This is a genomic window from Sphingorhabdus sp. (assembly GCF_044239665.1).
Lineage (GTDB): Bacteria > Pseudomonadota > Alphaproteobacteria > Sphingomonadales > Sphingomonadaceae > Sphingorhabdus_B.
Window position 1 is genome coordinate 1 of the sequence record NZ_JBIIBA010000001.1, and the last position, 12,278, is coordinate 12,278.

15 protein-coding genes and 1 tRNA gene are annotated in these 12,278 nt (G+C 54.0%); 12 read left to right on the plus strand and 4 right to left on the minus strand.

Features of this window, described 5'->3' with window-relative positions:
• Positions 1-187: 187 nt before the first annotated feature.
• The gene (locus ACILP3_RS00005) at positions 188-871 is read left to right on the plus strand and encodes a response regulator transcription factor (RefSeq protein WP_395614631.1); all 684 of its coding nucleotides are present in this window, start codon (positions 188-190) and stop codon (positions 869-871) included.
• 36 nt (positions 872-907) lie between these two features.
• Here the strand turns inward: ACILP3_RS00005 and ACILP3_RS00010 are convergent, their stop codons facing one another.
• Positions 908-2,281, minus strand: a complete 1,374-nt coding sequence (locus ACILP3_RS00010; protein ID WP_395614632.1) for a class II 3-deoxy-7-phosphoheptulonate synthase — start codon at positions 2,279-2,281, stop codon at positions 908-910.
• Between the two features lie 411 nt (positions 2,282-2,692).
• Here ACILP3_RS00010 and petA point away from each other — a divergent pair, with 411 nt between their 5' ends.
• The 8 genes from petA to ACILP3_RS00050 all read left to right on the plus strand — a co-directional run bounded on the left by petA (position 2,693) and on the right by ACILP3_RS00050 (position 8,483).
• A complete protein-coding gene (petA, locus tag ACILP3_RS00015; protein WP_395614756.1) occupies positions 2,693-3,235 on the plus strand; it encodes a ubiquinol-cytochrome c reductase iron-sulfur subunit in 543 nt (180 codons plus the stop codon).
• Positions 3,236-3,249: 14 nt separating this feature from the next.
• On the plus strand, positions 3,250-4,545 hold the full coding sequence (locus ACILP3_RS00020) for a cytochrome bc complex cytochrome b subunit (RefSeq protein WP_395614633.1): 1,296 nt from the start codon (positions 3,250-3,252) through the stop codon (positions 4,543-4,545).
• 18 nt (positions 4,546-4,563) lie between these two features.
• Positions 4,564-5,427, plus strand: a complete 864-nt coding sequence (locus ACILP3_RS00025) for a cytochrome c1 (RefSeq protein ID WP_395614634.1) — start codon at positions 4,564-4,566, stop codon at positions 5,425-5,427.
• Positions 5,428-5,547: 120 nt separating this feature from the next.
• Positions 5,548-5,621, plus strand: a tRNA-Gly gene (locus ACILP3_RS00030).
• Positions 5,622-5,766: 145 nt separating this feature from the next.
• Positions 5,767-6,300 (plus strand): EF-hand domain-containing protein, encoded by a 534-nt coding sequence (locus ACILP3_RS00035; RefSeq protein WP_395614635.1) that lies wholly within the window; start codon positions 5,767-5,769, stop codon positions 6,298-6,300.
• Between the two features lie 273 nt (positions 6,301-6,573).
• Entirely contained in the window at positions 6,574-7,035 is a 462-nt protein-coding gene (locus tag ACILP3_RS00040; RefSeq protein WP_395614636.1) for a tRNA (cytidine(34)-2'-O)-methyltransferase, read from the plus strand.
• Positions 7,032-7,889 (plus strand): oxygen-dependent coproporphyrinogen oxidase, encoded by an 858-nt coding sequence (gene hemF / locus ACILP3_RS00045; RefSeq protein ID WP_395614637.1) that lies wholly within the window; start codon positions 7,032-7,034, stop codon positions 7,887-7,889. The genes ACILP3_RS00040 and hemF overlap by 4 nt, the downstream gene beginning before the upstream one ends.
• 6 nt (positions 7,890-7,895) lie before the next feature.
• Positions 7,896-8,483 (plus strand): GNAT family N-acetyltransferase, encoded by a 588-nt coding sequence (locus tag ACILP3_RS00050; protein ID WP_395614638.1) that lies wholly within the window; start codon positions 7,896-7,898, stop codon positions 8,481-8,483.
• A 2-nt stretch (positions 8,484-8,485) separates the two neighbouring features.
• Here the strand turns inward: ACILP3_RS00050 and ACILP3_RS00055 are convergent, their stop codons facing one another.
• Entirely contained in the window at positions 8,486-9,229 is a 744-nt protein-coding gene (locus tag ACILP3_RS00055; protein ID WP_395614639.1) for a hypothetical protein, read from the minus strand.
• Positions 9,230-9,308: 79 nt separating this feature from the next.
• On the opposite strand from ACILP3_RS00055, the gene lipB reads away from it, so the two are divergent.
• Genes lipB through ACILP3_RS00070 form a run of 3 tightly spaced genes read left to right on the plus strand, consistent with a single transcriptional unit; the run spans position 9,309 to position 11,575 of the window.
• Positions 9,309-9,986, plus strand: coding sequence for a lipoyl(octanoyl) transferase LipB (gene lipB / locus ACILP3_RS00060; protein WP_395614640.1), 678 nt, complete (start codon positions 9,309-9,311; stop codon positions 9,984-9,986).
• Positions 9,987-10,001: 15 nt separating this feature from the next.
• Complete coding sequence (locus ACILP3_RS00065; protein WP_395614641.1) at positions 10,002-10,286, plus strand: hypothetical protein; 285 nt, start codon at positions 10,002-10,004, stop codon at positions 10,284-10,286.
• A gap of 35 nt (positions 10,287-10,321) precedes the next feature.
• Complete coding sequence (locus tag ACILP3_RS00070) at positions 10,322-11,575, plus strand: NADH:flavin oxidoreductase/NADH oxidase family protein (protein ID WP_395614642.1); 1,254 nt, start codon at positions 10,322-10,324, stop codon at positions 11,573-11,575.
• Here ACILP3_RS00070 and fdxA read toward each other — a convergent pair.
• Positions 11,572-11,910 carry a ferredoxin FdxA gene (gene fdxA / locus ACILP3_RS00075; RefSeq protein ID WP_295490252.1) on the minus strand — a complete coding sequence of 113 codons (339 nt, stop codon included), beginning with the start codon at positions 11,908-11,910 and terminating at the stop codon, positions 11,572-11,574. The two genes, ACILP3_RS00070 and fdxA, sit on opposite strands and share 4 nt — an antisense overlap.
• Before the next feature lie 105 nt (positions 11,911-12,015).
• Complete coding sequence (locus ACILP3_RS00080) at positions 12,016-12,264, minus strand: RNA-binding S4 domain-containing protein (RefSeq protein ID WP_395614643.1); 249 nt, start codon at positions 12,262-12,264, stop codon at positions 12,016-12,018.
• Positions 12,265-12,278 lie beyond the last annotated feature (14 nt).

The window sequence follows — 12,278 nt, forward strand, 5'->3', positions numbered from 1 at the left end:
CCCACGACAATATCGTCGACCTCTGCTGCGAGGCGTGGAACAAACTCATAGATCAGCCTTGGCGCATTATGACCATCGGCCATCGTAAATGGGCCAGTGAGTTGTGATCAATGCAGGTTGGTATAATATATCGTTAGATACATATCATCGCCGTATAACCGGCGGGCTGCTGAGGGGTGGACCTAAGATGAGGGTATTTATCGCTGACCATGGTTCGGATGTTGTGGATTATCTCAAACAGATAGTTGAAGACCTAGGGTATATTGCCGTCGGTTGTACCGACAACACAGCTTTCACCGAGATGTTATCGCGGGATATATATGACCTCGTCATCTTGGATTGGAATATTCGGACTGCGGACAATATGTCCCTGCTTGAATGGATGAATAAGACTTTGCCCGCGCGACCACCCGTTATCATGATGGCGAACCGGTCTGCTAAGCGTGATATTTCAGATGCATTAAATTCCGGCGCTGACGATTATATAACTAAGCCAGAAAGCCGTAATGTTATTGCTGCTCGGGTAAACGCTTTGCTGCGCGGCAATGCGGTAGGGGGCGCCTTTGATACCGAGGTGACATATGGCGCCTACAAAATGAACCGGCTTGAGCAGAGCGTTACAATCCATGAAGAGACCGTCATATTGACCGCCAAGGAATTTGAATTGGCGGAGATGGTTTTCAGAAATTCAGACCGGACCTTGTCACGTAACTATATTATGAAAACCATTTGGCGAACGACGGCAACGCTCGCGACACGCACATTAGACATGCACATTTCGAGGGTGCGGGCCAAATTGGCATTGCGGCCCGAAAACGGCTTCCGGATTTTCACGGTTTTCGGTTACGGTTACCGCCTTGAATCTCAGTAATAAGCTGTAAAAACTGACTTTTGCAAAAAGGCTGCTTCAAGCGGCCTTTTTCGCGCGCTCCGCCATTTCTTGGTTCAGCATTTCGGCCAACAGAAACGCCAGTTCAAGCGACTGCGCCGCGTTTAATCGTGGGTCACAATGGGTGTGATAGCGATCTGCAAGGCCTTCGTCAGTCACGGCAACTGCACCGCCAGTACACTCGGTGACATTCTGCCCCGTCATTTCGATATGGATACCGCCACCAAAGCTTCCTTCGGCGCGATGCACAGCAAAAAAGCCGCGCACTTCGGCTAAGATACGCTCAAACGGGCGCGTCTTATATCCGCTGGCTGATTTGACGACATTGCCATGCATCGGATCACAGGACCAGATGACGGGATGCCCTTCACGCTGCACCGCGCGTACCAAATTCGGAAGCCCCGTTTCTACTTTGTCATAGCCGTAACGCGAGATCAAAGTGATACGCCCGGCCTCCCGTGATGGGTTCAGCGTATCAAGCATCCGCAACAATGCATCGGGTTCAAGGCTTGGGCCACATTTCACGCCGATGGGGTTGCCGATACCGCGCAAAAATTCCACATGCGCCGACCCCTCGAACCGAGTCCGATCACCAATCCATAGGAAATGCGCTGACGTATCATACCAGCCGCCGGTCAGGCTGTCTTCACGCGTCATCGCTTGCTCATAAGGCAACAACAAAGCTTCGTGGCTCGTGTAGAAGCTTGTTCCCTTAATTTGCGGAACGGTCTCTGGCGTAATGCCGCACGCTTCCATAAAGGCCAGCGCCTCGCTGATACGATCTGCAGTTTCTTTATATTTTTGTGCCCATGGCGAACGGCCCATATAATCATGCGTCCAGGCGTTGACCTGCTGCAGATTGGCATAACCACCATTGGAAAAGGCGCGAAGCAGGTTCAATGTGGATGCGGCCTGACTATAAGCGCGGATCATACGCGCCGGGTCTGGCTCACGTCCCTCGGCCACAAATTCAATGTCGTTGATGATGTCACCGAAATAACTCGGCAGCTCAACACCGTTTATGGTTTCAGTCGGCGTCGAGCGTGGCTTAGCAAATTGGCCCGCCATACGCCCAAGCTTGACCACCGGTAATTTGCCCGCAAAGGTCAGCACAACCGCCATTTGCAAGATCACGCGGAACGTGTCGCGGATGTTATTCGGATGAAATTCGGCAAAGCTTTCGGCGCAATCGCCGCCTTGAAGCAGAAACGCCTTACCTTCCGCTACTTTCGCAAGATCGGCGGTGAGGTTACGTGCTTCGCCTGCAAAAACCAGCGGCGGATAATTACGCAGCGTGTTTTCCGTGGCCGACAACGCGGCAGCATCCTTGTACGCAGGCATGTGAATGCCCGTTGCGTCTCTCCAGCTTTCAGGCGTCCAATTCGTCGCCATGGGGCATACTCCAACAATGATAGAATAAATTTTGCGCCCTTTAGGCGTAACATGTTGTGGGTAGCAAGTGTTAGCGCCTAATTTCCGCTGGTTTCGCAAAATGCAACCAAGCTGGCGTCGTTTGCCACATTGGTAACCAAATTGCCTGTTGGCAAATGATTTGAAAGACGTCTATGTGGCCGCTGAATCGCCCCTATCGTGCGCCTTATTGTTGGACGCGGTTGGAGCGAAGGGATTTCGTCGGTATTGCGGGGTTCGGCTCCGCGACGCAAATAAGGGCAGATTATGTCGACAGTCAAAAACACAAAAGGCACCGAGAAAAAACCGGTGAAAGCGCCAAAGAGTGCCGCTGCAGCCGCTTTGAAAGCGGATAAAGCGACTACGGGCGATGTTCCGGGACAAGATTTACGCATTGAAAACAGCGATCAGGCGCCGGGCGTTCGCCGCCGCGACTTCATCCATATCGCCACCGTCAGCTTCGCTGGCGTCGGCGCTGCCGCCGTTGCGATGCCTTTGGTATCGCAGATGAGCGCAAGTGCCGACGTGCTGGCCTTGGCCTCCATCGAAGTCGACGTTGCCGCCATTCAGCCCGGCCAGTCAATCAAGACAAGCTGGCGCAAGCAGCCAGTCTTCATCCGCAATTTGACGCCTGCCGAAGTCGAAGACGCCAATAAGGTCGATGTCGGTGCATTACGCGATCCGCAATCGCTTGCCGACCGAACGAAACCGGGCAAGGAAAATTGGCTCATCACGCTTGGCGTTTGCACCCATTTGGGCTGCGTGCCTTTGGGCGCCGCCGCTGGTGAAGTTAAAGGTGAATATGGCGGCTATTTCTGCCCTTGCCATGGTTCGCATTATGACACCGCCGCACGTATCCGGAAGGGCCCAGCCCCGACGAACCTCGTCGTTCCGGAATTCGCATTCATTTCTGACACAGTCGTAAAAATCGGTTGAGGAGCTAGAACGTAATGAGCTTCCCTTGGGCACAAGAATATAAGCCGCAAGGCACAGTAAGTAAGTGGGTCGATGAACGCCTGCCCTTGCCGCGCTTGGTATATAATGCCGTTGGCGCCGGATATCCGGTTCCGCGTAACCTCAATTATTTCTGGAACTTCGGCGTCCTTGCGGGCGTTGCTTTGGTTATCCAGATTGTAACCGGCATCGTCCTTGCCATGCATTATTATGCAAGCATCGACGGAGCGTTCAACAGCGTTGAGCATATCATGCGCGACGTGAACTCTGGCTGGTTCATCCGCTACGCACATATGAACGGCGCGAGCTTCTTCTTCATCGTCGTATATATCCACATATTCCGCGGACTTTTCTACGGATCGTATAAAGCGCCGCGTGAAATGATCTGGCTTTTGGGTGTTACCATCTTCTTGTTGATGATGGCGACCGCATTCATGGGCTATGTTCTCCCATGGGGCCAAATGAGCTTCTGGGGCGCGCAGGTTATCACGGGCTTCTTCTCCGCGATTCCGTTGGTAGGTGAACCACTGCGTCAATGGCTCCTTGGCGGCTTTGCGCCTGACCAAGCGGCTCTGAACCGCTTCTTCTCGCTACACTATCTGATGCCATTCGTTATTGCAGGGGTCATCATCCTACACGTTTGGGCATTGCACATTCCGGGCTCATCGAACCCGACAGGTGTTAGCGTCAAGGGCGAACAGGACACGGTTCCATTCCACCCTTATTATACCGCAAAGGACGGCTTTGGCCTTGGGATCTTTTTGATCTTCTTCGTTGCGGTGACTTTCTTTGCGCCAAATATGTTGGGCCACCCCGACAACTATATCCCCGCAAACCCGCTTTCGACGCCTGCACACATCGTGCCGGAATGGTACTTCCTACCGTTTTATGCGATTTTGAAGGCATTCACCGTCGATTTCGGCATCCCCTTCACAGGTATCATTATCATTGAAGCCAAGTTGATGGGCGTGCTTGCGATGTTTGGTTCGATCCTGCTGCTGTTCTTCCTGCCATGGTTGGACACGTCACCAGTGCGTTCGGGCCATTATCGTCCGCTGTTCCGCAAGTTCTTCTGGTTTGGCCTCATCCCATGCTTGGTCCTATTGACCTATTGCGGCGGAAAGCCACCTTACACCCAGTGGGTTATTCTTAGCCAGATTGCAGCGGCTTATTATTTCATCCACTTCTTGATCATCTTGCCGATAGTGTCGCGCATTGAACGGCCGCTCCCGTTGCCGAATTCAATCACCGAAGCTGTCACCGGCAAACCGCTTGAAACAGCGGCTGCGTAAAACAGGGAAAGCAGTATCATGGTTCGTTTAGTTGCTTTTTTAGTAGGCCTGTTTTTCAGCGGCATGCTTTTGCTCGGCCTTGGGGACACTGTCATCAAAGCCATTCAGGAGCCTGCACAGCCGTCGGCCGAGTATGAGTTTCATGAAAAGCCACTTGCCGTCAGCTTTGCGCATGACGGTCCGTTCGGCAAGTATGACCGGGGCCAATTACAGCGCGGATTGAAGGTATATTCCGAAGTCTGCGCTGCTTGCCACAGCCTAAATCTCGTTGCCTTCCGTGATTTCGCGGCATTGGGTTACAACGAAGACCAAGTGAAGGCACTGGCCAAGGCGTGGAAGACCGAAGTACCAAGCATCAACCCTGAAACGGGTGAAGCGGCTTCGCGCCCTGCCATTCCTGCCGATAAAATTCCTTCGCCATTTGCGAATGAAGTGGCGGCACGTGCGGCCAACAACAATGCGCTTCCACCCGACCTTTCGCTGATCACAAAGGCGCGTGCTGATGGCACGGCCTATGTTTATTCCTTGTTGATGGGCTACCGCGATCAAGCCGGTTATAAGAATGCAGAAGGCAAAGAGCTGCTGAAGGAATTCCCTGAAGCCTCGACGTCTGCGGGTCTGCACTTCAACCCATGGTTCGCAAATTTGAACATCGCAATGGCCGACCCGATCGTGGGTGATGATCAAGTTACCTATGATGATGGGACGAAGGCCACCAAGGCACAGATGGCGAAAGATGTTTCTGCATTCCTGGCATGGACAGCAGAACCCAAGATGGAAAACCGCAAGAGCGCAGGTTGGGCGGCATTGGGCTTCCTGTTCATCTTCACCGTGCTTGCATGGATGTCCTACAGAACCATCTGGGCAGACAAAAAACACTGATAGCGTGAAACCTATTTTTGGAAGGGGCCGCTTTTGCGGCCCTTTCTTTTGCAATGAGGGCGTTGACGCTGTGGCCGGATAATGGCAATAGCGGCGCTTCAAACGGCCAATTGGTCCGTCGCGGGTATAGCATAGTGGTAATGCACTAGCCTTCCAAGCTAGCTAGAGGGGTTCGATTCCCCTTACCCGCTCCAACTTTCTGACCTTTACGCATTGTTTGCACCGCTAAGCTGATACAGTTTGCGACAACTCGGCCATTGTCTTGACAACCTATCGTGCCATATTCATCCTATATTCACGCGTGTTCATTAGTCTTAATGATTATAAGGAGCGAGAACGATGAAGAAACTTTCACTCTATGCTGGCATCATGGGTCTTTCTGTTACCTCTGCAGCGGCGCTTCATGCTGCACCCGTTAAAGCCGATGCAGACGGAAATCGCATTGTCACCAAGGCGGAAGCCATGGGAGCCGCCGATGCGCGCTTTGCTAAGATAGACGTAAATGGCGACGGCACGTTAAATGCTGCCGATCGGGCCGCCATGATGGCAAAGCGCTTTGCTATCATGGACGCAGACAATAACGGCGCAATTAGCCAAAGCGAGTTCATGGCAATACATGAAGCTGGCGCCGAGCGACGTGCCGACCGGCGTGAACGGCGCATGGAACGCATTGGGGCCAGCATGCGTGAAGGCCGCCAACGCGGCCGTGTTGGCACCATAGCCATGATGGCACGCGCCGACACCAATGGGGACAAGGCTGTATCCCAAGCAGAATACCGCGCCGCGATTGACGCACGTTTTAGTAAGGCAGATGCCAATCAAGATGACAGCCTTTCAATTGAAGAGCGTCAGGCCGCACATAAGAAACGCTAAATCTAGCGCATTGTTGCCCGCGCGTTTTCGCGCACTGTTCGGTTGAAGAGTCTCAATGCCTGTGGTCTGCGGGCAATAGGTTCGTGCATATTTTAAGGTGAGCCGGCTTGCGGAGATCGGTGGGCTGGCGGCATCTTGGGCGTTCTGATTAAATCGCTGTGGTTAGCAATCGTATAATGTTGGCCTCCTCCACCTTTAGCGCAATAACCGTTTGGACGCGGGCAGCCATACAGGCTAATGGCCTCGAAATAGGTTTCTAGTGAGGAGGCTCTCATGCGCATTGCGCTGTATCAGCCAGACATGGCGGGGAATGTCGGCGCGGTTTTGCGCACGTCGGCTTGCTTTGGCGTCATATGCGATATCATCGAGCCTTGCGGCTTCGCCTTTTCGGAACGTGCGCTAAAGCGTTCAGGCATGGATTATATGGATCATGTCCAGCTTCGACGTCATGCTGACTGGTCCGCCTTTCTCGAGACCTTAGACGGCGCGCGGATTGTCTTGATGTCCAGCAAGGCGTCTACCCCGCTTCCACAATTCACATTTCAGCCTAATGACATCATTCTCATGGGGTCCGAAAGCAAGGGGGCGCCACCGCAAGTGCATGCACGCGCCGACGCGCGCGTGTGTATTCCGATGGCAACAGGATTTCGTTCCTTGAACATTTCGGTATCGGCTGGCATCGCTTTGGCAGAGGGTCTTAGACAGACCCATTCATTCCCGAGAGGCGAGAAATGACCCTGATATTAGATCAACGCCAACAGGCCGCGCGGACATGGTTTGAATCGCTCCGCGACAGCATTTGCGCTTCCTTTGAAGCGATTGAGCGCGAAGCAGGCTCCGACGCGTCGTTTGAATATACCCCATGGGACCGCAACGACCATGATGGCTCACCCGGTGGCGGCGGTGTCCGCGGGGTGATGAAGGGTAAGGTTTTCGAGAAAGTCGGCGTCAATGTATCGACCGTCGGCGGCAGCTTTAACCCCGAATTTGCCAAAACCATTCACGGTGCGGCTGAAGACCCCAGTTTTTTCGCCACGGGCATTAGCCTCGTTGCGCATATGGCAAACCCGCATGTTCCAGCGGTGCATATGAACACGCGTTATTTGGTTACAACGAAAAGCTGGTTTGGCGGCGGTGCTGACCTTAACCCCCCCATTCCTTATGCGGAAGACACGGACGATTTCCACGCGCACCTCCGTGCGGCCTGCGCGCCTTATGGTCCCGATGTGTATGAACGTTATCGCAAATGGGCGGACGAATATTTCTGGATTCCGCACCGCAACGTCCATCGCGGTGTCGGCGGGATATTTTACGATCATCTCGAAAACACAAGCGACGCGTTGTTTGAACAGAATTTCGCCTTCACGCGTGATGTCGGCAATACCTTCCTCGACATCTTTCCAAAGCTTGTCCGCCGCCGCATGAACCAACCCTTCAGTACCGAAGAAAAGCAGGCGCAATTGCGATGGCGTGGTCTTTATGCTGAGTTTAACTTGGTATATGACCGTGGCACGACCTTTGGCTTGAAGACTGGTGGCAATGTCGATGCAATATTGATGAGTCTGCCCCCCGAAGTCGTATGGGCCTAACCCCATATGGTGTTTAGCCCGATCACCCATGGCGAACTTGGCGCAATTGTCACATCGTTGGAAATGACGATCCGTCCGCCTTTGCGGGCGCTGCCAGCGTCGGAGCTGCGCTTGGAACGATGGCAAGCGCCAACGGCAGATACCTATCGCACGCTATATCGCCGCATTGGCGAGCCATGGCTTTGGTTCTCCCGGCTTGCGCTGAATGACACCGACCTGTTGCACATCATCCATGACCCTACAGTGCGCATCTGGGCCGTTCTGGACCGGCGCGGAATTGAGGTCGGAATATTGGAGCTTGATTTCCGGCAGGCCGGACAATGCGAGATTGCCTTTTTCGGCCTAGTGCCAGAGCTGACTGGTAAGGGTCATGGCAAATGGTTGATGGCAATGGCGCTACAGATGGGCTGGGCCGAGGCTGGCGTTCAGCGGATGTGGGTGCACACCTGTACGCTTGATGGTCCGAATGCGCTGGCCTTTTACCAGAGGTCCGGCTTCACAGCCTATCAACGGCAGTTGGAAACCTTCCCCGATCCTCGCCTTAATGGCCTTATACCGCGCGATGCTGCGCCGCATATCCCAATTATAGGTTAAGGTTAGGACCTAGGTGTCTGTGCGGAAAGCTGTCGGTTCACGGCGACCAGCATCAATATGAAAGCCACGGCCTCCAAAGTGACAAATAGCGCCTTGACCGCGGATTCGACAATTGGGACGCCATCTTCGCCAGCGATCGACTGGCAAATGGCAACGATCGCGGCATCGGCCACACCTGCGAAAATGCGCAATATGACGGCAACGAAGAGCATCAAGAACAGGATCGCCCAACCGCAATTATTTGTAACGCGCCACGTCCGGATGATGGAACGGTTGACACCAGCCCCGGCATCCTGCGCGACGACGGCGGGCAATATTGCAAAGCGGCCAGATAGATAAAGGCCAGGTATGATCAGCAGAAAAAATCCAGCCAAGGTAGCCCAACCAACGAGCAAGCTGGCCAGCAAATAGGGGACGAATAATGCCGCTGCGGTTACAAGCGCATCCCCCACTTTTTCCAACCGACGCCCCGACATCAGCACGTATAAAGAGAGGCTGCCATAAATGGTTACCAACATGGTCGGCACAAGGACGAGCCAGTTGGCTTCGAAATAGCCGCTGATTTCCAACATGGCTTGATTTCTATTGTCCAGATTTTCAACCATTAGCGGCGGTACCAGAAAGGCCGAAATCCATGCCGACATAAAAATGAAGAAGCCTGCGATTGCGGCAATCGCCTCTTTATGCTCCGCAAGCAAAGCCCGCGCATCAATCCAGACAGCGAGATAATCAAGCTTCTTTGGCATAATTCCTCCTTAGCTATGCGCCGCGTAGAGGCAGACATATGCGGTGGCAAGCCGCTTGCACCATGCTAAGGGGTTCATCATGATTGTGGATCACAATATCGACTGGGACATATCGACTGGCCTGACGCCTTATCCAGACGCCCTAAAGCGTATGGAAGCGTTGCAGGCGGCCATCCGTGATGACAACGCAAGAGAGCTTATCTGGCTGTTGGAACACCCGCCCTTATACACCAGCGGCACCAGTGCGGACCCCGCAGAACTGCTCAGCCAGCAATTCCCAGTCTATGACACAGGACGCGGCGGGCGATACACCTATCATGGGCCGGGCCAGCGCATTGGCTATGTCTTATTGGACCTTGCCCGTCACGGAAAGGATGTGCGCTGCTACGTCCATGCGTTGGAAGGCTGGGTGATACATGCGCTTAGCCATTTTGGCATCCAAGCCCGCCGTGCCGAAGGGCGCGTGGGTATTTGGTGCGACACGCCGGACGGCCAAGAGGCAAAAATTGGCGCGATTGGGGTACGTATTCGCAAATGGGTCACAATGCATGGCTTTGCCGTCAATATTTCCCCTGATCTCAGCCATTTTTCCGGCATCGTGCCCTGCGGGATATCGGAATATCCGGTGACCAGCCTCGCCGCGTTAGGCATCAACGCTACCCTATCAGATTTTGACGCCGCTTTACTCTCCGCGTTCCCCGATTTTCTCAATAGTCTTGCGAAAGTAGATGAAGATTGTACGGTCGCGCCGAGTTAGAACGACGAGGATATTATGCGCTTTTGCAACTTCACGCCTGCCCTTGCCATGATGCTGCTGCTGTCCGCATGCGGCGGTTCGCAGGAGGATAATCAGGCCACCGAAACGCGCATGGATAGTCTCGACAGCCTGGAAGGCACGATCAGCGACGATATGATCAACACAGATGAAGCCGTTGACGATGTACCTGTTCAGCCTGGCGCCGATGTTTCGGTACCCGACGCAAGCAAGGATGCAGCTCCAGTCAAAACCGGCACAGCAGATACAGCAACAGTCGAAATATCCGGCGAACCCAAGTGAAGCTAAGCAACACGCTGCAGCTGCCTTGTGGGGCCGTGCTGAAGAATCGCATCGCAAAGGCCGCGATGACAGAGGGGCTTGCCGACCCATTGGGACGTCCGACGCCTGAATTGCAGAACCTATATGGCATTTGGTCAGATGGCGGCGCCGGCCTGCATATTTCGGGCAATATCCACATTGATGCCGACCATCTCGAACGCCCCGGCAACGTCTTTTTTGAGGGGCATCCAGATGCCGAGATGATGACCGCCCTCCAATTCTGGACAAAGGCGGCGACCCGCAACGGCAATCATTTCTGGGCGCAGATCAGCCATGCCGGACGGCAAACGATGCGTGCGATCAACCCGCGTCCCAAGGCACCTTCTGCGCTCAAGCTGCGGTTACCCGGCGGACAATTCGGGACACCCGTCGCCTTAACTGAGGACGAAATTCTGAACCTCATTGGCCGCTTTGGGCAGGCCGCATTACATTGTAAAAATGGTGGCTTTACAGGCGTTCAGATCCATGCCGCGCATGGTTATCTGATTTCGCAATTCTTAAGCCCAAGGTCAAACCAACGCACCGACCGCTGGGGCGGAAGCCTTGTGAACCGGGCCCGTTTCCTAATGTTTACGATAAACACTGTACGCACCTTGGTCGGCCCTGAATTTCCCATTTCCGTCAAATTGAACAGCGCCGATTTTCAGCGCGGCGGCTTTGCCTTTGAGGACAGCCTGCAAGTAGCCCGATGGCTGCAGGATGCGGGTGTGGACCTCATCGAGATTTCGGGCGGCACTTATGAGCAACCAAAGCTTCTGGGCATTCAAGGTATGGAAGAGGAGGAAACCCAGAATGTGGCAGACACCACGCTTTCACGGGAAGCCTATTTTGTTGACTTCGCCCAAGCGATGAAGGCCGAGTTAAAGATACCCTTGATGGTGACGGGCGGCTTCCGCAGCGCATCAGCAATGGAACAAGCCTTGCGCAACGGCGGTGCCGACGTCATCGGCCTTGCCCGGCCATTATGCGTCATGCCCGAGGCGCCAAGAAGGCTGCTCGGTGGTATGGCGATGTTACCAAAGGTCGAGAACCAATTGAGGCTGCTGCCTGAATGGCTGTCAAGCTTACGCAAGATCAAGATGGTGCGCAGCATGGAGGGATTTGCTACGCAATATTGGTTTTACAGTCAGATCTACGCCCTTGGCCGCACGGGCCGCACAGCACCAAATATGACGGTGTTTGCCGCATTGCGTGAAGTGGAAGCGTATCAGAAAGGCTGGTTGAAGGCGTCGCGCGCCGCGAGAGCTTAATCGCCCTCGCCGGGGTCAGGGCTGAAATATTTGTCGAACTTATCTTCTACGCCCTTAAACTCATCTGCATCTGCTGGCGGTTCACGGCTTGATGTGATGTTTGGCCATTCCGCGCTATAGGTCGCGTTGAGTTCAAGCCATTGCTCGAGACCGCTTTCGGTGTCTGGCAAAATCGCTTCTGCAGGGCATTCCGGTTCGCAAACGCCGCAGTCGATGCATTCATTGGGGTTGATGACGAGCATGTTGTCGCCTTCATAAAAGCAATCCACCGGACATACTTCAACGCAGTCCATATATTTGCAGCGGATGCAGGCATCGGTAACGACATAAGTCACTTGCGGAAATCTCCCAGACGCGGCGGCGGAGTAGCCGCTTCAATTTTCTGCCTATTGCGAGGCGCAGGGGGAAGTCAACGGCGGAATGCAACTGACTGCCAATTTTTAGTCTATACGCTGATAGCAAAGCAATGCCTCACAGGCAGGACCGCGCCGTAATGGCGTCGACAGCAGCTTGAACGTTACAACAGCCTCACCAATGGGCAATGTGATGATATCGCCGATGGCAATGGGCTGGCTACCCTTTTCCACCCGGCGACCATTGACGCGGATATGCCCCGTCTCCGCCCAATTTTGGGCGAGCGTCCGGCTTTTGGCAAAGCGCAGAAAGAACAGAAGTTTGTCGATCCGCAACTTCGCCCCAGCCG

Excerpts from the sequence above, each read along its gene's own strand:
- hemF (WP_395614637.1), top strand. The coding sequence starts at position 7,032 with ATGACCCTGATATTAGATCAACGCCAACAGGCCGCGCGGACATGGTTT.
- ACILP3_RS00050 (WP_395614638.1), top strand. The coding sequence starts at position 7,896 with ATGGTGTTTAGCCCGATCACCCATGGCGAACTTGGCGCAATTGTCACA.
- ACILP3_RS00005 (WP_395614631.1), top strand. The coding sequence starts at position 188 with ATGAGGGTATTTATCGCTGACCATGGTTCGGATGTTGTGGATTATCTC.
- ACILP3_RS00025 (WP_395614634.1), top strand. The coding sequence starts at position 4,564 with ATGGTTCGTTTAGTTGCTTTTTTAGTAGGCCTGTTTTTCAGCGGCATG.
- ACILP3_RS00055 (WP_395614639.1), bottom strand. The coding sequence starts at position 9,229 with ATGCCAAAGAAGCTTGATTATCTCGCTGTCTGGATTGATGCGCGGGCT.
- ACILP3_RS00040 (WP_395614636.1), top strand. The coding sequence starts at position 6,574 with ATGCGCATTGCGCTGTATCAGCCAGACATGGCGGGGAATGTCGGCGCG.
- lipB (WP_395614640.1), top strand. The coding sequence starts at position 9,309 with ATGATTGTGGATCACAATATCGACTGGGACATATCGACTGGCCTGACG.
- ACILP3_RS00065 (WP_395614641.1), top strand. The coding sequence starts at position 10,002 with ATGCGCTTTTGCAACTTCACGCCTGCCCTTGCCATGATGCTGCTGCTG.
- ACILP3_RS00035 (WP_395614635.1), top strand. The coding sequence starts at position 5,767 with ATGAAGAAACTTTCACTCTATGCTGGCATCATGGGTCTTTCTGTTACC.
- ACILP3_RS00020 (WP_395614633.1), top strand. The coding sequence starts at position 3,250 with ATGAGCTTCCCTTGGGCACAAGAATATAAGCCGCAAGGCACAGTAAGT.
- ACILP3_RS00010 (WP_395614632.1), bottom strand. The coding sequence starts at position 2,281 with ATGGCGACGAATTGGACGCCTGAAAGCTGGAGAGACGCAACGGGCATT.